The organism is Rhodococcus sp. MALMAid1271, assembly GCF_049195265.1.
Lineage (GTDB): Bacteria > Actinomycetota > Actinomycetes > Mycobacteriales > Mycobacteriaceae > Rhodococcoides.
Genome location: NZ_JBMIRQ010000036.1, coordinates 1 through 20,589 on the forward strand (window position 1 = coordinate 1; position 20,589 = coordinate 20,589).

A 20,589-nucleotide genomic window follows, 5' to 3' on the forward strand; every position below is an offset into this window, starting at 1 on the left:
CGTCTGGGCCACATAGCCGCACCACTGCGAAGCATCAGTACGACTCGTTGATCGCGTGCGAGACGACCGGGATCATCGACTCGACGGTGACCTCGCGCGGGTTGCCCGGGGTGCACCAATCTTCCTGAATGTGCTCGGAGATCTTCAGAACCGACTTCTCGTCGCCCTTGATCACGTCACCCTTGCCTGCGTACTTGCCGGTGTTCATCCGGTTCTTGTCGTACGTCGCGGACCGGATCGAACCGAAGTTGTCGGGAATGCCGACGTCCTTCGCCAGTCTGATCGCAGCTTCCACGGCGGCGTCGGCGGCCTGAACGGTGGTCATGTTCTTGGTGTCGACACCCATGGCCACCGCGATCTCTGCGTAGCGCTCGTACCGTGAGGGCAGGTTGTACTCCCATACCCGCGGGAGGGCGATGGCGTTGTTCAGACCGTGAGCGCTGTCGTAGAACGCACTGATCGCGTGCGAGATCGAGTGAATCACACCGAGTCCGCCGGAGTTGAACGCCTGCGTGGCGATGTACTGGGCGTTCATCATGCCCTCGCGTGCCTTCAGATTGCCGGGGTCGTACACGGCCTCGCGAAGGTGCTTGGACACCAACCCGATCGAGTAGATCGCGTTACCGAGCGAGGGCGCGAAGTCCAGACGCGAGACGTACGGCTCTGCACCGTGCGCCAGGACGTCGAACCCGCAGAACGCGGTCCACTGCTGCGGGCAGGTGTAGTAGAGCAGCGGATCATCCAGTGCCAGAGTGGGTGTGGATGCCTCGTCGAAGGCCAGCCACTTGTGCGGCTTCTCCATGTCCGAGGTGTCGGTGATGACATACGCCCAGGAGGTCTCCGAACCCGTTCCGGCGGTGGTCGATACGGCGATGTGCGGTGGGTTCTGCTTGTTCGTGGACTTGGAGAATCCCTCGAACTCGTTGATGTTGCGACCGTCGTGCGCGACGACGATACGAATGCCCTTGGCGGCGTCGTGGCTCGAGCCACCACCGACGGAGATGACGCTGTCGCACTTCTCCTTCTGGTAGAGGGCGGCACCGTCCATGACGTTGTAGTCCTTGGGGTTGGACTCGACCTTGTCGTAGAGAACCACCTCGACGCCCTGGTACTCGATCTTGCCGATGAGTTCCTCGATGATTCCGGACCCACGCAGACCGGTCGTGACCAGCAGCGAGCGCTTGAATCCGAGTTCCTTGGCCTCGACACCGATCATGTCGTGGGCTCCGACTCCCAGCTTGGCGCGCGGCAGCGGGTGAAACTCCTTGATGGGGAATTCCCAGATCTGATTGAGCTCGATAACCATCGGTGTCTCCTCGGTGAGTGTGAGTGACAAGACGCCTTCTTCTGTGATCGGCGTCTCACTGAGGAACACACTCCACTGCCGTGCACCGCGTTGGGAACACCTCGAGAGGCGAACCCTGCCAACGACCCGACCGAACTACCCGATCGGGCAGTGCAGGGCGCTCATCCTCGGCAGAGGTAGCTCGACCGAGATACCCCCACTAGCGATCTCGCCGCTGCGCGAGCGAGAATCCCACCACCGATATCAGTGCGAGTGCGATGACGAATGCCCCGTACACCAGCACCGTCGTGCTCAGTCCGAGGCGGTGCACCGAGAGCCCGGCAACCACTGCCGGCACGCTGAATGCGAGATAGCTGATGACGAACGTCGTGGCGAACACCCCGCCTCGCTCGGCGGCGGGAACCATCGCACCGAGGGTCCGCATGGCGCCGAGAAACGTTGCTCCCCAACCCGAGCCGGCTATCACGGCACCGACGAAATACAGCACGATCGAATCGATCTGCACCGACACCAGCGTCAGTGCGACCCCTGCCGCCAACACCGTCGCACCGGTCATCATCACCGTTCGCGGAAATCCGTTGCGCACTGCGGCCGCGGCGACAGCACCCGAAGCGAACAGCGCGAATATCTCCAACCCACCGACGATGTGGTTGTCGATTCCGAACACGGTTCCGATGATCGAAGGACCGAGTGAGAGGTGAAAGCCGCCGAGCGACCAGGTGGCGAACAACGCGGGTGCGATCAGAAAGAACGGTGCCCGCACGGACTTCGGGATCGACGCTCGCGGCAGCAGCGTCGAGGCGAGGTGCCGACGAGAATCGAAGCCCCGCAGCGCCGAGGTCTCGGGAACGAACAGCAGTGCAATGGCAAGGATTGCCGCAGCGGCGATCAGCAGCGCGAACACGAGAATCTCGGGCGCAGGTGCCAACTGCACCAACAATCCGGCGCCGAGAGCCCCGCCCGCCAACCCGAGGGACGGCGCGATGCTGTTGAGCAACGGCCCCGTCGACACATCGGGCTGCAGATCGATGATCGCCGCACTCATCGCACCCGTAGCCGCACCTGCAGCTATTCCCTGCACGACTCGCGCCGCGATCAGCACTGGCACGCTGTCGGCAACGATGAACAACACCAGGCCGACGATCAGAAGCAGCAGTGACGCGATCAGAATCGGCTTACGCCCGATGTGATCGGACAAACTACCGACGGTCAGCAGAGTCGACAGCAACGCGAGTGCGTACACAGCGAAGATGGTCGTCAGTGTGATCGCGCTGAATCCCCAGGACTGCTGGTACACCGGGTACAACGGGGACGGGGCGGCCGAGGACGCCATGAGAACGACGAACGACACGCCGACCACCCAGAACGCGTACCGATGCGGCATGCGCACCGAACTCCGACGGGCTGTACTTCGCTCTGCGACGCCGACCATGTGTTTCCCTCCACCGCTGACCGTTAGCTCCGTGAAGGACAACGCGTGGGAGCGTCATACATTCCCGGCGGAATCAGTGGTGTTCGGCCGATACTCCGCCGAGCAGCACCTGCCCCTGTCGGTAGCGCTGCGCACTCGCAGGCATGCCGCCCTCGGTTCCGCTCAGCCATACCGATACCCGTCCGGTCCCGGAACGGCCCGAGGCGATCTCGTCCACGCGTCGGACGGTCTGATGTGCCACCGCCTCGGCACTGTCGAACATCGTCACCCCGACGGGCAACTGCGCGACGATCTCGTCGAGCACCAGGGGGTAGTGGGTGCACCCCAGCACGATCGACTCGACGTCGTCGGGAGTAGCTGCGACGGCAGCGGCGATGGCCGTGCGGATTCCATCGGCGTCTCCGCGGTCGATCGAATCCGCGAGACCATGGCACGCCACGCTCGTCACCGTCCGGTGGGAGGCGAACTGCTCGATCAAGCGCGCCTGGTATGCACTCGCCGTCGTTGCTGCCGTCGCCCAGATCGCTATCCGATCGCTCACCGCTGCAGCGGGTTTGATCGCCGGAACGGTCCCCACCACCGGCACCGACTCGCCGAGCGCGGCCCGGACGTGACTCAGCGCCGTCACACTGGCGGTGTTGCACGGCAACACGACCGCCTCGGCACCGAGTTCGACGGCGTGCTGCGCCGTGCCGACCACCCGGTCGATCACCCACCGATCCGGCTTCGGTCCCCACGGGGCGTTGTCGGGGTCCATCATCAGCACCAGATCGAGCTCGGGACGCATCTGCCGCAACCGCGAGGCCGTCGGAACCAAGCCGAGGCCCGAGTCGATCAGTGCGACGATCATGCCAGTGCTTGCTCGACGTCACCCACCAGATCGGCACCGTCCTCGATGCCGACCGACAGTCGCACCAGGTCGTCGGGAACCTCGAGCAACGAACCGGCCGTCGAGGCGTGAGTCATCGCACCGGGATGTTCGATGAGCGACTCGACGCCACCCAAAGACTCTGCGAGAGTGAATATTTCGGTTTTCGCGCAGAAGTCCAAGGCGGCCTGCTTACCGCCGGCCAGTCGTACCGAGACCATGCCGCCGAAGCGTCGCATCTGCTTCGCGGCGACAGCGTGAGACGGGTGCGATTCGAGTCCGGGGTAGATGACCTGCGAAATGGCCGGATGGCCGTCGAGGAATTCGACGATCTTCTCGGCGTTGTCGCTGTGCCGCTCCATCCGCAACGCGAGAGTCTTGATGCCGCGCAAGGTCAGGAACGCATCGAACGGTCCGGGAACTCCGCCCGCGCCGTTCTGCAGGAACGCGAACGCGGTGTCCAGTTCTTCGCTGTCGGTCACCAATGCGCCGCCGACGACATCGGAGTGCCCGCCGATGTACTTGGTGGTCGAGTGCAGCACCACATCGGCCCCGAGACTCAGGGGCTGCTGCAGATAGGGAGATGCAAACGTGTTGTCGACGACGAGCTTGGCCCCACCCTCGTGGGCGACGCCCGAGAGCGCCTCGATGTCACCGACGTTGAGCAGCGGGTTGGTCGGCGTCTCCACCCAGACGAGCTTGGTGTTGGGACGCATGGCGGCGCGCACCTCGTCGACATCGGAGACTGCGGCAACGGAGTACTCGATGCCCCACTGAGTGAAGACCTTGTCGATCAACCGGTACGTGCCGCCGTACGCATCGTTGGGAATGACGAGGTGATCACCGGGACGCAGCGCAGAACGCAACAGGCAGTCGGTGGCCGCCATGCCGGAGGAGAACGCGCGGCCGTAGGTACCGGACTCGATGGCTGCCAGATTGGCCTCGAGCGGCCGCCGCGTCGGGTTGCCGGTGCGCGCGTACTCGAAACCGCTGCGCATGCCGCCGACGCCGTCCTGAGCAAAGGTGGAGCTGGCGTAGATCGGCACGTTCACCGCACCGGTCAGCGGATCCGGCTCGTAACCGGCGTGTACCGCCTTGGTCGAAAATCCTTGCCACAGGTCGCTGTCTGCCTTGCTGCGCTGCTCACTCATGCCCTCCACACTAATCGGCCTGCGCCACCCGGCAGAGGCGTGGGTAACCTGCGAAGACCACCCCCAGCGGAAAGAGGCACCGTGGCCAACTCCCAGAGCGTCGACGAACTGTTCGCGATCGATTCACTCCTCGACGACGAGGAACGACAGATCAGGGACACCGTCCGAAAGTTCGGAAACGAGCGTATCCGTCCGCACATCGCCGACTGGTTCGACGAAGGCACCGTTCCGGCGCGCGAAATGGCCAAGGAGCTGGGCTCCCTGGGACTGCTGGGCATGCACCTCGAGGGCTACGGCTGCGCCGGCACCTCCGCGACGGCATACGGCCTGGCCTGCCTCGAACTCGAAGCCATCGATTCCGGTATCCGGTCCCTGGTCTCGGTACAGGGCTCGCTGGCCATGTTCGCCATCTGGAAGTACGGCTCGGAAGAGCAGAAGCAGCAGTGGCTCCCCGGGATGGCCGAGGGCTCGCTGATCGGATGCTTCGGGCTCACCGAGGCCGACTACGGGTCGAACCCAGGCGGCATGCTCACCCGCGCCAAACGCGACGGTGACGACTGGATCCTCAACGGCAGCAAGATGTGGATCACCAATGGTCCGGTCGCCGACGTCGCCGTCGTCTGGGCTCAGACCGACGACAAGATCCGCGGTTTCGTCGTACCGACCGACACCCCCGGATTCACCGCCAACACGGTGAAGAAGAAGCTCTCGCTTCGTGCCTCGATCACCGGCGAGTTGGTCTTCGACGACGTCCGACTGCCCGCGGAGGCGATGCTGCCCGAGGCGCGCGGTCTGAGCGGACCGTTGAGCTGCCTCAACGAGGCTCGATTCGGCATCGTCTTCGGCGCGATGGGGGCGGCGCGAGATTGCATCGAATCGGCGGTCGAATACTCCAAGACCCGCGCAGTGTTCGACAAGCCGCTCGGCGCGTACCAGCTCACTCAGGCCAAGCTCGCGAACATGGCCCTCGAGCTCGGCAAAGGCCAGCTGTTGGCGTTGCATCTGGGCCGACTCAAGGACAAGGGCGAACTACCAGGAGAACGGGTGTCGCTGGGCAAGCTGAACAACGTGCGCGAGGCCATCAAGATCGCTCGTGAATGCCGAACGATATTGGCCGCCAACGGAATCACCCTGGAATACCCGGTGCTCCGGCATGCCAACAACCTCGAGTCGGTCCTCACCTACGAGGGTACGTCCGAGGTCCATCAGCTGGTGATCGGACAGGCGCTGACGGGCTCGAGCGCCGTCCGGTAACGCTGCCGATCGTGCGCCTTTTGCGTACCCCCAGGTACGCAAAAGGCGCACGACGGTCTACGCCTTGCTGAGGAATCCGAGCAGGTCGTGCCGAGTGATGACGCCGACCGGCTTACCTTCTTCGACCACCATCAACGCATCGGATTCCCCGAGCGCCTTGGTGGCATCGGAGACGGTCTCACCGGCACCGATCAACGGGAACGGCTCACTCATGTGCTGGGCGACCGGATCGGCCAGTGCAGCGCGACCCTCGAACACGGCGCTGAGCAGCTCGCGCTCGGTGACGCTGCCTGCGACCTCGCCTGCCATGACGGGCGGCTCCGCACCGACGACCGGCATCTGCGAGACGCCGTATTCGCGCAGGATCTCGATCGCATCGCGCACCGTCTCCGACGGATGGGTGTGCACCAGGTCCGGCAGCGCGCCGGACTTCCCGCGCAGAACCTCACCGACCGAGGTCTCGTGGGTCTTGCCGTCGAGGCGTGAGCGCAGAAATCCGTACGAGGACATCCACGAGTCGTTGAAGATCTTGGCCAGGTAGCCGCGGCCGCCGTCGGGCAGCAGTACCACGACCAACGCGTCGGGCCCTTCGCGCTCGGCAACCTGAATCGCAGCCACGGCAGCCATTCCGCACGAGCCACCGACCAACAGACCCTCTTCTCGGGCCAGGCGACGGGTCATGTCGAACGAATCCGCGTCGGAGACGGCGATGATCTCGTCCGGGATGGACGGGTCGTAGGCGGTCGGCCAGAAGTCCTCGCCGACCCCCTCGACGAGGTACGGGCGTCCGGTGCCGCCGGAGTAGACAGATCCTTCGGGGTCGACGCCGATGACCTTGACCTTGCCGCCGGAGACCTCCTTGAGGTACTTGCCGGTGCCGGAGATGGTGCCGCCGGTGCCGACGCCCGCGACGAAGTGAGTGATCTTGCCGTCGGTGTCGGCCCAGATCTCGGGGCCTGTGGATTCGTAGTGGCTGGCCGGGCCGGCCGGGTTGGAGTACTGATTCGGCTTCCAGGCTCCTTCGATCTCGCGGACGAGTCGATCGGAGACGCTGTAGTAGCTGTTGGGGTCCTCCGGTGCAACGGCCGTCGGGCAGACGACGACCTCGGCTCCGTAAGCGCGTAGTACGTTGCGCTTGTCCTCACCGACCTTGTCGGGGCACACGAACACGCACTTGTAACCGCGCTGCTGAGCAACGAGTGCGAGGCCGACGCCGGTGTTGCCGGACGTGGGCTCGACGATGGTGCCGCCGGGCTTCAATTCGCCTGCGGCCTCGGCGGCGTCGATCATCTTGACCGCGATGCGGTCCTTGGACGACCCACCCGGGTTGAGGTACTCGATCTTGGCTGCGACCGTGCCGCCGCCGTCGCCGACGACGGTGGACAACTTCACCAGCGGGGTGTTGCCGATGAGTTCGGTGATGTGCTGAGCGATGCGCATTTCCCCATCTTCCCAGATGGGCATCGTGCACTCTCGGCCACGGCCGTCGAGACCCGCATACGATGGTCTCGACGGCGCGAGGAGAGGGATCGATCTGTGACGGCGAGCGGATGGCGTACCGCTGCGAAGGCGAGCGCCGCAACAGTCCTTGCAGGCTCCGGAGCAGGTACTGCGTCCTGGGCCGCGTATCGGCATCTGATGGCCCAGGCCGCTGCGGCACGCGGCGTCATCGGCCGCACCACCGCCAAACCTCCCGAGGCGGACGGCGTCTACACCGCGGGGTGCACTGCGCCGGAGCGATGGCGGATCGGAAGTTCGGCAGATATTCACCTGATGATCTTCGGCGACTCCACAGCGGCCGGGGTGGGCTGCACCGTGGCCGACGAGGTTCCAGGAGTTCTCCTCGCACGCGGCCTCGCCGAGGAAACCGGCCAACGAATTCGATTGAGCACCAAAGCGATTGCGGGAGCAACCTCCAAGGGCCTCGAAGGTCAGGTCGACGCCATGTTCGTCGCGGGCCCGCCGCCGGACGCGGCGGTGATCTTCATCGGCGCGAACGACGTCACCAAGAAATTCTCCATTCCCGCATCGGCGGCCAGGTTGGGCGACGCGGTCGGGCGACTGACGGCCAAGGGCTGCGTCGTCGCTGTGGGCACATGCCCGGATCTCGGTGTCGTGACGGCCATTCCGCAACCGCTGCGCACCGTCGTTCGCAATTGGGGTCGACGCCTGGCCCACGCGCAGACGGCCAGGACGCTCGGCGCGGGCGGCCATCCGGTGGCGCTGGCCGATCTGCTCGCCCCGGAGTTTCTCGCGGCCCCGGACACCATGTTCTCGGCCGATCGCTTTCATCCGTCGGCGGCCGGGTACGAACTGGCTGCTCAGCAGATTCTGCCGGTGCTCGCATCCGCCCTCGGCGTGTGGCACGGCGGCCCGCTGCCCGAGCTGCCGACCGTATCTGCAGCCGTCGAGTCGCGGAGGGCGATCCCCCGCGCCACGGCCGCTCTCGACCGGTTCCTGCGACGCAGAACCGCTGAGCTCGACGCCGAGATCAGCACGGCATCGGAGGATCTCGGACGTCGTACCGGTGCCGGATCTTCGGGGTTGTAAGTTCGGACAGGAGACATTGCCCTACCCGGCGGTAACTCAGCGCCGACACAGTATCGACACGAAGGAGATTCCATGCCCGAGGCAGTTATCGTCGCCACCGCGCGTTCACCGATCGGCAGGGCGATGAAAGGTTCGCTCAAGGACATTCGTCCCGACGACCTCACCGCTCAGATGGTCGCCGCTGCATTGGCCAAGGTGCCCTCGCTCGATCCGAAGGACATCGACGATCTTCTCCTGGGCTGCGGCCTGCCCGGCGGCATGCAGGGCAACAACCTCGCTCGTATCGTCGCGGTCCAGCTAGGCTACGACTCGCTGCCAGGAACGACGATCACCCGCTACTGTTCGTCATCGCTGCAGACCACCCGGATGGCGTTGCATGCGATCAAGGCGGGCGAGGGCGACGTGTTCATCTCCGCAGGCGTCGAGAGCGTATCGAGCTTCGTCCACGGCAGCTCCGATTCGCTTCCCGAAAGCCACAACCCGATCTTCGCCGACGCCGAGGCCCGGACCAAGAAGGCTCAGGAAGAGGGTGCGGACAGCTGGACCGATCCCCGCGAGAACGGCGAGCTGCCCGACGCGTACATCGCGATGGGCCAGACGGCCGAGAACGTCGCGCTGCTCACCGGCATCTCCCGCGAGGACCAGGACCGCTGGGGCGTCCGCAGCCAGAACCGCGCCGAGGAAGCGATCAACGCCGGATTCTTCGAGCGGGAGATCACCCCGGTGACTCTGGCCGACGGCACCGTCGTCACCGCCGACGACGGGCCCCGTGCAGGCACCACCTACGAGAAGATCAGCCAGCTCAAGCCGGTCTTCCGCCCCAACGGCACCATCACCGCAGGTAACGCCTGCCCACTCAACGACGGCGCCGCAGCGCTCGTCATCATGAGCGACACGAAGGCGAAGGAGCTGGGACTGACCCCGCTGGCGCGCATCGTGTCCACCGGAGTCACCGGAACGTCCCCCGAGATCATGGGTCTCGGCCCGATCGAGGCCACCCGCAAGGCACTGAAGATCGCGGGTATGTCGATTTCCGATATCGATCTGTTCGAGATCAACGAGGCCTTCGCCGTGCAGGTCCTCGGCTCGGCACGCGACCTCGGTATCGAGGAGGACAAGCTGAACGTCTCCGGCGGTGCCATCGCGGTCGGCCACCCGTTCGGGATGACCGGTGCCCGCATCACCACCACCCTGCTGAACAACCTGACCACCCATGACAAGACGTTCGGCGTCGAGACCATGTGCGTCGGCGGCGGCATGGGCATGGCCATGGTGCTCGAGCGTCTGAGCTGATCTCACCGGTACCGACGACAAATGCCCCGCCCTCCGAACGGAGTGGCGGGGCATTTTCGCGTGAGTACTAGTCGTTCTGGAAGTAGCTCAGCAGACGCAGGATCTCGATGTACAGCCACACCAGGGTGATGGTCAGGCCGAGGGCGACGCCCCAGGCTGCCTTCTCGGGAGCCTGTGCGCGGATCAGCTGATCGGCCTGGTCGAAGTCCAGCAGGAAGCTGAACGCGGCGATGCCGATGCAGACGAGGCTGAAGATGATGGCGATGGGTCCGCCGTCACGCAGGCCGAATCCACCGTCCATGAAGAAGCTGGCAACCAGGTTGCCGAGCATCAGCACGACGACGCCGATGAGGGCACCGACGATCATGCGGGTCAAGCGCGGGGTGACGCGAATTGCACCGGTCTTGTAGACGATCAGCATGCCGAAGAACACGCCGAACGTGCCGAGCACGGCCTGCGAGATGAGGGTCCCGGCTCCGACCCCCTGAATCGGGAAGGTGAACACGAAGGACAGGGCTCCGAGGAAGATGCCCTCGGCCGCCGCGTACGCGAGCACGAGCGCCTTGTTGTCCATCTTGCGGCCGAAGGTCGCGAACATGACCAGACCGAAACCGACGAGACCACCGACGACAACGAACGGCATGGCCAGAGCGTTGTTGTTCTGGACGAGCATGTACGAGATGACCGCCGTGACGGTCAGCACACCGAGGGTGATGCCGGTCTTGGTGACGACATCGTCGATCGTCATGGCCCGCTGAGCCGGCTGGGTGGTGTACGGGTCGGTCTGCGTTCCGGGATGCTGACCGAACGTTGCGGCCTGCGAGGCTCCAGCCGTCGCAGATCCGAATGTGGCGTAGCCGCCGCCCTGTTGTTTGGGCAGGTTGCGGAACACCGGGTTGCTGGAGGTGCGCACCGTGACTCTTCCCTTCGTAAAGTTCTGATCCCCACCGGGGATCTCCCCGTCGGTCTCTTGTAGAACGTCTGGCATCCGGACAAAAGTTCCCAAGCGGAAAACTTCTACGACGGACAAATCGGACTCTACCGGGTGCAGCCTCGATCCGTTGAGACGACCGAATGTGTGACGCCGAATCGAAACGGGCACTATGAGGAAATGGCTATCGAAGACGGACCCGACCAAACCTTGGACACCAGCGAAAGCCTCGACTCCGACGAGGTACGCAACGACGACGGCGACACCGTGGTCGACGCACCCGACCACTGGAGCGAGGCCAACAGCTTCGGCACCACCGCTCGTGAAGCTGCCGAGGGCGAGAGCCTGGACCTCAAACTCAGCGAGGAAGAGCCCGACGTCACCACCGAGGACGAGCTCGACCGACCGATCACCGAAACTCCCGACGAGGAATTGACCGAGGAACTGGTCGACCACGTCGTTCAGGAATCGGACGAGGATCCCGATATCGACTACGCGGAGGGCCAGCGGCAGGCCGAGATCGTCGAGGGCACTCTCGTCGAGGACCGCGGTCGAAACCGGGGTCAGATCGACGGGACCCCGGAAGACGGCGGCCCGGTCACCTGAGGCCTATCGCCGCTCGCTCGGGCGTACCGAGCGGGCGACGGTGAACTTGCTGTTTCGTCCCATCGAATCGGTCGGGCCGACGGCCTCGGCCAGTTCGCGGCGATAGTTCAGATGGGTGTTGAACACCGTCCACAGTTGTCCGCCCGGCCGCAGGACCCGACCGGCTGCGGCGAACAGTTTGCTCGCCCCACCCGTGTGCACTGCCGCGCCTTCGTGGAACGGCGGATTGCACACGACCAGATCGACCGACTCGGACTCGAAGGTCGACATCGCGTCGTCCACGATCACCGAGATCTCGGTTCCGTTGGCCGCGGCCGTCGCCGCCGCAGAGGCGGTCGCTGCGGCGGAACGGTCGGTGGCGATCACCTGGAGGCCGGGCCTGCTTCGAGCCAGCTCTGTTGCGAGAATTCCTGTGCCACACCCTAAGTCGACGGCCGTGCGGGCATGCGGCAACATCTTGGGCAGGTACTCGAGCAGAAGACGCGTCCCGAGATCGAGGCCGGCTCCGGCGAACACCGCACCGTGTGCGACCACCGTCATGTCCAGGTCGGCGATCCGCTTGCTCACCGGATACGTCATGCCCGACGCCACCGCCCCGGTCGCGGTGAGCACTCGCGCCTTCTGCCGTCCTCGACCTGCCGTCACCGTCTCGAACGACCGTCGCAGTACGTCGTTCATCGCGGGGGTCATGTGTTTGTCTCGCCCTCCGGCCAACAGAACCACCTCCGCAGGGGCGTGGGCTGCGATGTGTTCCGCGATCTCGGTCAGTTCGGCCAGACTTCTCGGTAGCTGCATCAGTACCGCCGCGACGCCGTCGAGTAACTCGGCACCGAGTTCGTGCTGGGTGTATGCGCCGGTCATCGCCACCCGCGCGGCGTTGAGTTCGAGCGCCCGCGCGCCGGTGACCGCGTCCTGATGCACCCGCACGTTTTTCGAGCCCAGTGCAATTGCTCCGAGCGTGAGCGCGCCGTATCGGTCGCCGATCACCGCGATCGGTGCCGCTCGGTCGATGCCCGGATGTTGGTCGAAGGTGTCGAGAACGAGTCGGTCCGCCGCGTCGACGGAATAGAGGTTGGGTGCCTCGACGTCGGGCTCGCGGCGCAGGGCGTCGAACAGCGATTCTTCGGGCATCGGTGCAGTATCCCACTGCGCTGTACGCATGCATTCAGCGCGGCGAGTGGCTATTGCACTCGATCAGGGGCATGCTCTGGGAATGGAACCCGAAGACAAGAACGAGGCGCTCTTCAGCCACCCCGACGACGCGTCGACCGATGCGCGCGCCGAGGCCTCGAAGCCGGCCGTCTACACCGCCCTGTTCAGCGGCGCGAACGAATAGCGATCTCAGCCACCGTCACGACAAGTAGCGCAGGTAGTCCAATGCCTTGGTGGCGTGGACATGACCGCGCTCGCTCCGCACGACCATGCGTACCACTCGGTGCCTGTCGATCACGAAGGTCGTCCGCTTCACGGACAGCAATTGCCGCACAAGTCCACGTCGAGCAGCAGTCGAGTGTCCTCGTTCGAGTTCGCGAAGCCGACGCTTGCGAGTGAGCCACCCTCCTCGCCGCACCCCGAACTGCTCGGCAACAGCGCCGTCGGAATCGGACAGTAGTGGAAAATCGAACGCCCGCTGGAGCGCGAAGTGCTGATTGCGATCGCGGGTGTCGGTACTGATCCCGATGCGCTGCGCACCGAGGCGCTCGAATTCTGTGCCCAGATCCCGGAAATGGCATGCCTGCGCGGTGCAGATCGGGCTGTTGGCCGCGGGATAGAAGAACAACACGACGGGGCCTGCGGCAGTCAACTCGGTGAGCGCACGACGCTCGCCCGAATGATCGGCGAGTTCGAACTCGGGTGCAGTGGTGCCGATACGCATGGAGCGAGGCTACCGCTCAGTGGTCCAGAACGGCGTCCGCCAACTGTCGGCGGAGACTGCGGTCGATACCCAGGTGCGTCAGATAGCCCTCGAACGAGCCGTAGCTGGTCTCCATCGCCGCCAGTCCGTGTTCGAGGTAGGACGCTCGCACACCCAGCATGGCCTCGGTAGGACGTGCGTCCGGCTCGGTGCCCGCCCAGATTCGGCGCAGGTGAGCCAGGAGGGGTTCGACCGCCTCGTTGCTTCTCAGGTAGTCCGCGAGGATGTCGCTCTCAACGACTCCCGCGGCCCGCAGTACGGTCGCAACCGTCCATCCGGCTCGGTCCTTGCCTGCAGCGCAATGCACCAGCACCGCACCACGTTGCTCGATGAGCGCGTGCACCACTGCCTTGATCGCGTGCGAGGCCCCGTCGAGAGTCGGGTAGGACGCGTACGCCCGCATCATGTTGTCCACCTGGTTCTGCTCGGTGTGGATCGAGGCCTCGTGCGGAGCGCGCTCGCCGCGGGCTCGGACGTACGGCACCGAGATCGACTCCACGCCCGAGGGAACTCGATCTGTGCCGCTGCGTTCGATCTCGGATTCACCACGAAGGTCGAACACCGTGCGAATCCCGAAGTCGGCAACGGTGCGCTGTCCGGATTCGGTCAGGGCGCTCAATTCGGAAGCACGATAGAACAATCCAGGCCTGACCCTCGCGCCGTCGCTCGTACGAGCACCACCGAGATCGCGAAAGTTCCACGCCCCGTCCAGAGCGAATTGGTTGTGCACAGCGGCGTCGGGCATGGCCTCGACTGTACCGACTCTCGTGCTACCCCTCGCTGCGCGGCACGAGCCAGTGACGCAGCCGCGCGGTGACGAACGGCATCACCACATACACCATCAGCGGCGTGCACGTCATCACCACCAGAGCCGTGCGCAGAGCGACGTTCAGGGTGTCCAGATGAGGAGTGAGAAGAATGTTGACCAGCAGACTGACGGCGTAGAAGGCCACGCCGATCGACACCGCCTGCTTCCAGCGCGGCGGCGGTCCACCGATCACTCGCACCGCCTCGGTGAGGGTCGACTGCGGCTCGAACCATCCTTCGACGCCGGAAAGCCGATGTGTTGCAACATCGTCGGCGATCGAACGCCCTGAGCTGAGCCAGCTGCGCCGGGCTCGTGAACGCATCCATGCCTCGAGGTGGTCGTGGGTCTCGAATCGATACACCACGTGGTAGTCGCTCGATTCTCCGGAGCTGCGCAGCCAGCCGCCACCGAGGAACCCGGGAAACGTCCGGACGAGATCGATGCCTCGATCGGTCCACTCCACGAACTCTGTCTCTTGGCCCTGTCGAACACGTCGGGCGACCGAGGTCGTGACGTGATCGAGCGTGTCGGTCGCGGTCATTCGATGCCCCTTCTGCGCGTTCTTCCCGAACTCGAATGTTCTACACAGCGTGGTCTCCAGTGGACCGACCATCAAATCGAGAGCACAATCGAAGAGAAACGGCTTCACGAACGACCATGGGCGACAATTCGTCCATCATTGTGCCCCTCGAACCTCCTGGGATGGACGGATGGCAGAGACCGAACCCGAGTACGCGCTCGACGACGTGGACCGACGCATCGTCACCGAACTCAGCCGCGATGGACGTATGTCCATGCGGGCATTGGCCGAAGCGACGCACATCTCCCGCGCTCACGCCTATGTGCGCGTCGACCGCCTGATCGACGAAGGAGTCATCGAGGGCTTCACCGCACGCATCGCCTACGAAAAGGCCGGCGTCGGGGCGTCCGCGTACGTGGCACTGTCCATTCGACAGGACTCCTGGCGCGCCGTGGCCGACGAGCTGAGCACGTTGGCGTTCGTCGAACACGTCAGCCTCATGGGTGGTGATTTCGATGCGCTCGTACTGGTCCGGGCTCCGAACACGTCGGCCCTACGGCATCTGGTGCTCGACGAACTGCAGGGCCTCGACGGGATAGTGTCGACCCGGACGTGGCTGATCTTCGATGAGGCCGTCGGTCCAGGAGCGCAGTGGTACACCGAGAAGACGAACGGGAGAAAGTCATGAGCACCTCTGCCCGCGACACCCACCTCGCCGACGCGATCGTCGTCGGCGGTGGCATCGGCGGGGCATCTCTGGGCTACGAGCTCGCGAGCGATCGCCGCGTCACACTGCTCGAGCGCGAGAAGACCTTGGCTTTTCACACCACCGGACGATCGGCCGCGCTGTTCCTGGAAACCTACGGCAACAGCACTATTCGCGCACTGACAACAGCCAGCCGCGACTTCCTGGTCGACCCGCCGGAGGCCTTCCGATCCGAACTCCTCACTCCGCGACCACTACTTCAGTTCGCTGCCACCGGGCGAGGCCCCGCACTCGAGGCGATGCACACCGACATCAAGAGCCTCACACCCGACGCCCAACTCGTCTCCCCTGGCCAGGCGCACACGTTCTTTCCTCCGCTACGTCCCGAACTGATCGATTGCGCTCTCTACGAACCGCATTCGATGGAGGTCGACGTACATGCATTGCATCAGGGCTTCGTACGCGGGCTGCGCGAACGCGGCGGACGGGTCCATACCGGTGCTGCGGTGACCTCGCTCGAACGCGTCGACGGCCAGTGGCATGTGGCGACCTCGAATGGGACGACCCATGTCGCTCCGCTCCTCGTCGACGCGGCGGGTGCCTGGGCGGACGTGCTCGGCTCGATGGCCGGTGCCGACCCCATCGGACTCGTCCCGATGCGACGATCGGTGTTCATGGTGGCCGCACCCGAAGGACTCGACACCTCCGATCTCGCGACGCTGAGCGACATCGACGAGAAGTTCTACATCAAGCCCGAGGGCGCACAACTGTTGTGCTCTCCCGCGGACGAAACTCCCACCGAACCGAGCGACGCCCGCCCGGACGAGTTGGAGATCGCCCGGGCGTTCGACGACATCGCCGAGGCCACGACGCTGACGGCGCGCCATGTTCGTTCGTCCTGGGCTGGGCTCCGTAGCTTCGTTCCCGATCGCACCCCTGTTGTCGGATTCGATCCGAACATCGAGGGTCTGTTCTGGTGTGCCGGGCAGGGCGGGTACGGAATCCAGACGTGCGCGGCACTCGCCCGCGTGGGCGCGGCAATCGTTCGCGGACAGGCGCTTCCGAATGACGTAGCCGAACGAGGCCTGCACGCCGCGGATCTTGCGCCCGATCGTCCCGGCCTGTCGATCCGCGCCGAGCACTGATCGTGCAGGCTCAGCCCAGAGCGATCAGATTCATCGGATCGGACATCAGCCGTCCGACGAGTGCAAGGAACTGCGACCCTTGCTGGCCGTCGACCAGTCGGTGATCGAACGACAGCGACAAGGTTGTCACCGACCGTAATGCGATCTCGCCCTGATGCTCCCACGGCATCCGGCGTATCGACCCGAAGCACAGGATGGCGGCTTCACCTGGGTTGAGGATAGGGGTACCGGCATCGACTCCGAACACCCCCACGTTGGTGATCGTGATCGTTCCCTCGGCCAGATCGGCGGGGCTGCTCTTGCCCTCCTTGGCAGTACGTGTCAGCTCGGCCAGTGCCCGCGCGAGATCCACCAGCGACAGATCCTGCGCGTTCTTGATGTTGGGCACCATCAGTCCGCGCGGGGTTGCAGCGGCGATGCCGAGGTTGACGTAGTACTTGGTGACGATCTCCTGCGCGGCCTCGTCCCAGGAAGAATTGAGCGACGGATTCGATTTCAGCGCAACGAGAACCGCTTTGGCGACCAATGCAAGTGGGGTCAACCGTACGTTCGCGAAGTGCTCGGATGTCCGCAGAGTATCCAACAGCGTCAGGGTCTCGGTGACGTCCACGGTGACGAACTCGGTGACGTGCGGCGCGGTGAATGCACTGCGCACCATCGCGTCGGCCGTGTGTTTACGCACTCCCTTGATCGGTGTGCGCTCTTCACGGCCGAGCGGCTGCTCTACCTGCTCGGTAGACGCGTCGTCCTCGAGCAGATAGCTCTCGATGTCCTCACGGGTGACATCCCCGTGGGATCCGCTGGCCGGTACCTGGGCAAGGTCGACGGCGTTGTCCTTTGCAAGCTTGCGTACCGGCGGCGCAGCCAACGGTTTTCCGTTCTGCGCGTTCGCTTCCGCTGCGACCGGGCTCGTTCCTCGGCCGCCGCGTCTGCTCGAGCTTTCCTCCACCACCCCGTATCCGACGAGAACCGGGACGCGTTCGGCACCGTCCTCGGCAGCGCGCGTGACCCCCGCTTCGAAGCTCCCTTCCTCGGCGACTGCTGCTTCGACGGCAACTGGTTCGACGGCAGCCGATTCGGCCGTGTCCGCGTCCGCACCACCGACCCTGATGTCGATGATCGGCATTCCGACCTCGACGGTGTCACCTTCGGACACATGCAGCGCAGCAACGACGCCCGCGAACGGAGACGGAAGTTCGACCGCGGCCTTGGCCGTTTCGACCTCGGCGATGTTCTGATTCAACTCGATGGTGTCGCCGACGCCGACGAGCCAGGTCAGCAGGTCGGCCTCGGTGAGCCCTTCCCCGAGGTCGGGCAACGGAAAGCTCTTGATCGTGGGCATCGTCGAATCCTGTTCGGTATCTATCGGCGGCGGGCGTGAGAAGTGAGTTCAGTGCGAGCGGCAGCGGTCCACCGCGTCGAGGATCCGATCGACATCGGGGAGATAGAACTTCTCGAGCTTCGACGCGGGGTACGGGGTACCGAAACCGCCGACGCGCAGCACCGGTGACTCGAGGTTGTAGAAGCACCGTTCGGAGATTCGAGCGGCGATCTCCGAGCCGAGGCCCATGAACACGGGAGCCTCGTGAGTCACGACCAGCCGTCCGGTCTTGCGCACCGAGGCCTCGATCGTCTCGAAGTCGATCGGCGAGAGCGATCGCAGATCGATGACCTCGATCGATATCCCCTCGTGGGCAGCAACTTCGGCAGCTTTGCGGGCGGTGGACACGAGCGGTCCGTAGGCGATGAGTGTGACGTCGGTACCTTCGGTGACCACCCGTGCCTGGTGCAGGGGGTAGGCGGCGGCGAGATCGGTGGAGTCCAGGTCGATCGGGCTCTTCTCCCAGTAGCGGCGCTTGGGTTCGAAGAACAGCACCGGATCATCGCTGGCTATCGCCTGCCGAATCATCGAGTAGCCGTCGGCTGCAGTGCTGCAGGTGACGACGCGAAGGCCTGCGGTTTGCGCGAAGTAGCCCTCGGGCGACTCCGAGTGATGCTCGACGGCACCGATTCCGCCGCCGTACGGCACGCGAATCGTCATCGGAATCTTGACGTTTCCGCTTGTGCGGTAGTGCAGTTTGGCTACCTGAGAGACGATTTGGTCGAAGGCCGGGTAGATGAAGCCGTCGAACTGGATCTCGCACACCGGCCGGAATCCGCGCATCGCCAAACCTACTGCGGTGCCGATGATGCCCGATTCGGCCAGTGGCATATCGAGTACGCGGCCCGGGCCGAAGTCCTTCTGCAGGCCGTCGGTGATGCGGAAGACGCCACCGAGCTTGCCGATGTCCTCGCCCATCAGCAGCACTTTCGGGTCGTCCTCCATCGCCCGACGCAGACCGGCGTTGATGGCCTTGCCCAAGGGAAGACTCGTGGGTCGTTCGAGCGTGGTCATGAGGTGACTCCTTCGAATCCTGCCTGATACGAGGCGAAGTGGGCCCGCTCGTCGTCCAGGAGTGGGTGTGGGTCGGCGTAGACGTTGTCGAACACCGACATCGCCGTCGGCTCGACGGTCTCGAGGCAGCCACGACGAAGTGCGGCGGCGACCTCGTCGGCGGTGCGCTTCACCGAGGCGGCGAACTCTTCGTCGAACGCTCCGATTCGCTTGAGCAGCTTCTCGATTCGGTCGATCGGATCCTTGGCACGCCATTCGTCATCGGTTGCACCGGAACGGTATCGAGTCGGATCGTCGGATGTGGTGTGCGGGCCCATGCGGTAGGTGACGGCCTCGATCAGCGTCGGGCCGCTTCCTTCTCGGGCTCGTGCCAACGCCGCTCTGGTCACTGCCAGGACGGCGAGCACGTCGTTTCCGTCCACGCGTACCGAGGGAATTCCGTACCCTTCACCGCGTGCGGCAATCGTCGCCTTCGTCTGCACGGTCACCGGTTCGGAGATCGCCCACTGGTTGTTCTGGCAGAAGAACACCACGGGGGCATGGAAACTGGAGGCGAAGCCGAGCGCCTCGGAAATGTCACCCTGACTCGTCGCGCCGTCGCCGAAGTAGGTGATGGCGGCACCCTCGGCTCCGTCGAGTTGCATGCCGATCGCGTATCCGGTCGCGTGCAGACCCTGTGATCCGACGATGATCGCCGGAGTGGTCATCCGGTATTCGTACGGGTCCCAGCCGGAGAGCGTCGATCCGCGCCAGAACCGCAGCATCCGGGTCGGATCGACCCCGCGGCAGTAGGCGACGCCGTGCTCGCGGTAGCTGGCGAACACGAAGTCCTCGGTGTCGAGCGCACGTGCCGATCCGACCTGCGCAGCTTCCTGCCCCAGCAACGGTGCCCAGAGTCCCAGTTCACCCTGCCTCTGCAGTGCTGTGGCCTCGGTGTCGATGCGGCGAACCACGACGAGATCGCGGTACATGTCCATCAGCGCGGCCGTGTCGATGTCTGCGACCAGAGGCGAGTAGGTCCCGTTGTGGACCACTGTTCCCGACTCTTTGATCAGCTGAACCAGCGAGGTGGTGTTCATGGTCGTGGCACTCTCCGTCGTGGTGTGATGTCCTTCACAAGGACACCACTGACATCCAGCGTGCACAAGTGACGTCTTCACAACTGAGCACCATGCACAATATTGGGTATCGAACGAGCTACAGAAAGTGCGCAATGACCGATCTGGACAAGACCGACGCCCGACTCCTTCTCGCCCTCTGCGCCAAGCCTCGCGCCACCGGCGTCGAACTGGCGACCACGCTGGGGCTCTCTCGCAACACAGTGCAGGCGCGACTCGGACGGTGGGACGAAAAGGGTTCACTGACCCCGATCGATCACCGCATCCCGCCGAAGTCGCTGGGTCGTCCGCTGCAGGCGTTCGTCACCGCACAGGTGAACCAACACACACTGGCGGCGGTCACCGAACATCTGCGCACGATCCCGGAGATACTCGAGGTGTTCGGGCTCTCGGGGGCGGCCGATCTGCATATCCGAATCGCCGCTGTCGACGCCGACGACCTCTATCGCATCGCGGGACTCATCCTCGACATACCGGGAGTCGAGCGCACCAACATGTCCATCGCCATGTCGGAACTGATTCAGTACCGCACCAAGCCGCTGCTCGAACAACTCGCCGGCGACCGACGCCGCTGAGTAACCCGCTCCCCCT

At 64.7% G+C, this 20,589-nt stretch carries 21 protein-coding genes; 8 read left to right on the plus strand and 13 right to left on the minus strand.

All coding sequences use genetic code 11. From position 1 onward, the window contains the following. Positions 1–34: 34 nt before the first annotated feature. The 4 genes from mdo to ACOQFP_RS02195 form a co-directional block, all read right to left on the minus strand. On the minus strand, positions 35–1,306 hold the full coding sequence (mdo, locus tag ACOQFP_RS02180; protein ID WP_341243355.1) for an NDMA-dependent methanol dehydrogenase: 1,272 nt from the start codon (positions 1,304–1,306) through the stop codon (positions 35–37). Positions 1,307–1,505: 199 nt separating this feature from the next. After that, positions 1,506–2,690: an MFS transporter gene (locus ACOQFP_RS02185; protein WP_341243356.1), complete on the minus strand. Its 1,185-nt coding sequence runs from the start codon at positions 2,688–2,690 to the stop codon at positions 1,506–1,508. Positions 2,691–2,811: 121 nt separating this feature from the next. Continuing rightward, on the minus strand, positions 2,812–3,588 hold the full coding sequence (locus ACOQFP_RS02190) for a glutamate racemase (RefSeq protein WP_206491912.1): 777 nt from the start codon (positions 3,586–3,588) through the stop codon (positions 2,812–2,814). Further along, a complete protein-coding gene (locus ACOQFP_RS02195) occupies positions 3,585–4,757 on the minus strand; it encodes a cystathionine gamma-synthase (RefSeq protein ID WP_206491913.1) in 1,173 nt (390 codons plus the stop codon). Before ACOQFP_RS02195 ends, ACOQFP_RS02190 begins: the two co-directional genes overlap by 4 nt. Before the next feature lie 81 nt (positions 4,758–4,838). On the opposite strand from ACOQFP_RS02195, the gene ACOQFP_RS02200 reads away from it, so the two are divergent. Further along, complete coding sequence (locus ACOQFP_RS02200; RefSeq protein ID WP_421583302.1) at positions 4,839–6,011, plus strand: acyl-CoA dehydrogenase family protein; 1,173 nt, start codon at positions 4,839–4,841, stop codon at positions 6,009–6,011. Positions 6,012–6,068: 57 nt separating this feature from the next. On the opposite strand, the gene ACOQFP_RS02205 is transcribed toward ACOQFP_RS02200, so the two are convergent. Then, positions 6,069–7,451, minus strand: coding sequence for a cystathionine beta-synthase (locus tag ACOQFP_RS02205; protein WP_206491915.1), 1,383 nt, complete (start codon positions 7,449–7,451; stop codon positions 6,069–6,071). 96 nt (positions 7,452–7,547) lie between these two features. Between ACOQFP_RS02205 and ACOQFP_RS02210 the strand changes: the two genes are divergently transcribed. After that, positions 7,548–8,561, plus strand: coding sequence for an SGNH/GDSL hydrolase family protein (locus tag ACOQFP_RS02210; RefSeq protein ID WP_421583303.1), 1,014 nt, complete (start codon positions 7,548–7,550; stop codon positions 8,559–8,561). Between the two features lie 72 nt (positions 8,562–8,633). Next, on the plus strand, positions 8,634–9,854 hold the full coding sequence (locus ACOQFP_RS02215; protein WP_206491917.1) for an acetyl-CoA C-acetyltransferase: 1,221 nt from the start codon (positions 8,634–8,636) through the stop codon (positions 9,852–9,854). A gap of 67 nt (positions 9,855–9,921) precedes the next feature. On the opposite strand, the gene ACOQFP_RS02220 is transcribed toward ACOQFP_RS02215, so the two are convergent. After that, entirely contained in the window at positions 9,922–10,767 is an 846-nt protein-coding gene (locus ACOQFP_RS02220) for a Bax inhibitor-1/YccA family protein (RefSeq protein WP_206491918.1), read from the minus strand. Between the two features lie 198 nt (positions 10,768–10,965). Here ACOQFP_RS02220 and ACOQFP_RS02225 point away from each other — a divergent pair, with 198 nt between their 5' ends. Further along, on the plus strand, positions 10,966–11,391 hold the full coding sequence (locus ACOQFP_RS02225; protein WP_421583304.1) for a hypothetical protein: 426 nt from the start codon (positions 10,966–10,968) through the stop codon (positions 11,389–11,391). A gap of 3 nt (positions 11,392–11,394) precedes the next feature. Here ACOQFP_RS02225 and ACOQFP_RS02230 read toward each other — a convergent pair whose 3' ends face one another. Next, positions 11,395–12,522 (minus strand): class I SAM-dependent methyltransferase, encoded by a 1,128-nt coding sequence (locus ACOQFP_RS02230; protein WP_421583305.1) that lies wholly within the window; start codon positions 12,520–12,522, stop codon positions 11,395–11,397. A gap of 28 nt (positions 12,523–12,550) precedes the next feature. On the opposite strand from ACOQFP_RS02230, the gene ACOQFP_RS02235 reads away from it, so the two are divergent. Next, positions 12,551–12,727 (plus strand): hypothetical protein, encoded by a 177-nt coding sequence (locus ACOQFP_RS02235; RefSeq protein WP_206491976.1) that lies wholly within the window; start codon positions 12,551–12,553, stop codon positions 12,725–12,727. Between the two features lie 15 nt (positions 12,728–12,742). Here ACOQFP_RS02235 and ACOQFP_RS02240 read toward each other — a convergent pair whose 3' ends face one another. Genes ACOQFP_RS02240 through ACOQFP_RS02250 form a run of 3 tightly spaced genes read right to left on the minus strand, consistent with a single transcriptional unit; the run spans position 12,743 to position 14,655 of the window. Then, positions 12,743–13,267, minus strand: coding sequence for a peroxiredoxin (locus ACOQFP_RS02240; RefSeq protein WP_421583306.1), 525 nt, complete (start codon positions 13,265–13,267; stop codon positions 12,743–12,745). Between the two features lie 16 nt (positions 13,268–13,283). Continuing rightward, positions 13,284–14,051, minus strand: coding sequence for a tyrosine-protein phosphatase (locus tag ACOQFP_RS02245; RefSeq protein ID WP_421583307.1), 768 nt, complete (start codon positions 14,049–14,051; stop codon positions 13,284–13,286). Between the two features lie 25 nt (positions 14,052–14,076). Further along, entirely contained in the window at positions 14,077–14,655 is a 579-nt protein-coding gene (locus tag ACOQFP_RS02250; RefSeq protein ID WP_421583308.1) for an antibiotic biosynthesis monooxygenase, read from the minus strand. Positions 14,656–14,824: 169 nt separating this feature from the next. On the opposite strand from ACOQFP_RS02250, the gene ACOQFP_RS02255 reads away from it, so the two are divergent. Further along, a complete protein-coding gene (locus ACOQFP_RS02255; protein WP_206491924.1) occupies positions 14,825–15,322 on the plus strand; it encodes an Lrp/AsnC family transcriptional regulator in 498 nt (165 codons plus the stop codon). Further along, the gene (locus ACOQFP_RS02260; RefSeq protein ID WP_421583309.1) at positions 15,319–16,485 is read left to right on the plus strand and encodes an NAD(P)/FAD-dependent oxidoreductase; all 1,167 of its coding nucleotides are present in this window, start codon (positions 15,319–15,321) and stop codon (positions 16,483–16,485) included. Before ACOQFP_RS02255 ends, ACOQFP_RS02260 begins: the two co-directional genes overlap by 4 nt. 10 nt (positions 16,486–16,495) lie before the next feature. Here ACOQFP_RS02260 and ACOQFP_RS02265 read toward each other — a convergent pair whose 3' ends face one another. The 3 genes from ACOQFP_RS02265 to pdhA are packed head-to-tail and all read right to left on the minus strand — an operon-like array spanning position 16,496 to position 19,959. Then, positions 16,496–17,827 carry a dihydrolipoamide acetyltransferase family protein gene (locus tag ACOQFP_RS02265; protein WP_421583310.1) on the minus strand — a complete coding sequence of 444 codons (1,332 nt, stop codon included), beginning with the start codon at positions 17,825–17,827 and terminating at the stop codon, positions 16,496–16,498. A 48-nt stretch (positions 17,828–17,875) separates the two neighbouring features. Next, a complete protein-coding gene (locus ACOQFP_RS02270) occupies positions 17,876–18,880 on the minus strand; it encodes an alpha-ketoacid dehydrogenase subunit beta (RefSeq protein WP_206491927.1) in 1,005 nt (334 codons plus the stop codon). Then, positions 18,877–19,959 carry a pyruvate dehydrogenase (acetyl-transferring) E1 component subunit alpha gene (pdhA, locus tag ACOQFP_RS02275; RefSeq protein ID WP_341244957.1) on the minus strand — a complete coding sequence of 361 codons (1,083 nt, stop codon included), beginning with the start codon at positions 19,957–19,959 and terminating at the stop codon, positions 18,877–18,879. The genes ACOQFP_RS02270 and pdhA overlap by 4 nt, the downstream gene beginning before the upstream one ends. A 134-nt stretch (positions 19,960–20,093) precedes the next feature. Here pdhA and ACOQFP_RS02280 point away from each other — a divergent pair, with 134 nt between their 5' ends. Further along, on the plus strand, positions 20,094–20,573 hold the full coding sequence (locus ACOQFP_RS02280; protein WP_206491929.1) for an Lrp/AsnC family transcriptional regulator: 480 nt from the start codon (positions 20,094–20,096) through the stop codon (positions 20,571–20,573). The last annotated feature ends 16 nt before the right edge of the window (positions 20,574–20,589 follow it).

What these genes read in the sequence shown, in the direction of transcription:
- ACOQFP_RS02205 (WP_206491915.1), bottom strand. Translation starts at nt 7,451, where the DNA reads ATGCGCATCGCTCAGCACATCACCGAACTCATCGGCAACACCCCGCTG.
- ACOQFP_RS02215 (WP_206491917.1), top strand. Translation starts at nt 8,634, where the DNA reads ATGCCCGAGGCAGTTATCGTCGCCACCGCGCGTTCACCGATCGGCAGG.
- ACOQFP_RS02245 (WP_421583307.1), bottom strand. Translation starts at nt 14,051, where the DNA reads ATGCCCGACGCCGCTGTGCACAACCAATTCGCTCTGGACGGGGCGTGG.
- ACOQFP_RS02225 (WP_421583304.1), top strand. Translation starts at nt 10,966, where the DNA reads ATGGCTATCGAAGACGGACCCGACCAAACCTTGGACACCAGCGAAAGC.
- ACOQFP_RS02265 (WP_421583310.1), bottom strand. Translation starts at nt 17,827, where the DNA reads ATGCCCACGATCAAGAGCTTTCCGTTGCCCGACCTCGGGGAAGGGCTC.
- ACOQFP_RS02185 (WP_341243356.1), bottom strand. Translation starts at nt 2,690, where the DNA reads ATGCCGCATCGGTACGCGTTCTGGGTGGTCGGCGTGTCGTTCGTCGTT.
- ACOQFP_RS02230 (WP_421583305.1), bottom strand. Translation starts at nt 12,522, where the DNA reads ATGCCCGAAGAATCGCTGTTCGACGCCCTGCGCCGCGAGCCCGACGTC.
- ACOQFP_RS02235 (WP_206491976.1), top strand. Translation starts at nt 12,551, where the DNA reads ATGCATTCAGCGCGGCGAGTGGCTATTGCACTCGATCAGGGGCATGCT.
- pdhA (WP_341244957.1), bottom strand. Translation starts at nt 19,959, where the DNA reads ATGAACACCACCTCGCTGGTTCAGCTGATCAAAGAGTCGGGAACAGTG.
- ACOQFP_RS02260 (WP_421583309.1), top strand. Translation starts at nt 15,319, where the DNA reads ATGAGCACCTCTGCCCGCGACACCCACCTCGCCGACGCGATCGTCGTC.
- ACOQFP_RS02255 (WP_206491924.1), top strand. Translation starts at nt 14,825, where the DNA reads ATGGCAGAGACCGAACCCGAGTACGCGCTCGACGACGTGGACCGACGC.
- ACOQFP_RS02195 (WP_206491913.1), bottom strand. Translation starts at nt 4,757, where the DNA reads ATGAGTGAGCAGCGCAGCAAGGCAGACAGCGACCTGTGGCAAGGATTT.
- ACOQFP_RS02250 (WP_421583308.1), bottom strand. Translation starts at nt 14,655, where the DNA reads ATGACCGCGACCGACACGCTCGATCACGTCACGACCTCGGTCGCCCGA.
- mdo (WP_341243355.1), bottom strand. Translation starts at nt 1,306, where the DNA reads ATGGTTATCGAGCTCAATCAGATCTGGGAATTCCCCATCAAGGAGTTT.
- ACOQFP_RS02190 (WP_206491912.1), bottom strand. Translation starts at nt 3,588, where the DNA reads ATGATCGTCGCACTGATCGACTCGGGCCTCGGCTTGGTTCCGACGGCC.
- ACOQFP_RS02280 (WP_206491929.1), top strand. Translation starts at nt 20,094, where the DNA reads ATGACCGATCTGGACAAGACCGACGCCCGACTCCTTCTCGCCCTCTGC.
- ACOQFP_RS02270 (WP_206491927.1), bottom strand. Translation starts at nt 18,880, where the DNA reads ATGACCACGCTCGAACGACCCACGAGTCTTCCCTTGGGCAAGGCCATC.
- ACOQFP_RS02240 (WP_421583306.1), bottom strand. Translation starts at nt 13,267, where the DNA reads ATGCGTATCGGCACCACTGCACCCGAGTTCGAACTCGCCGATCATTCG.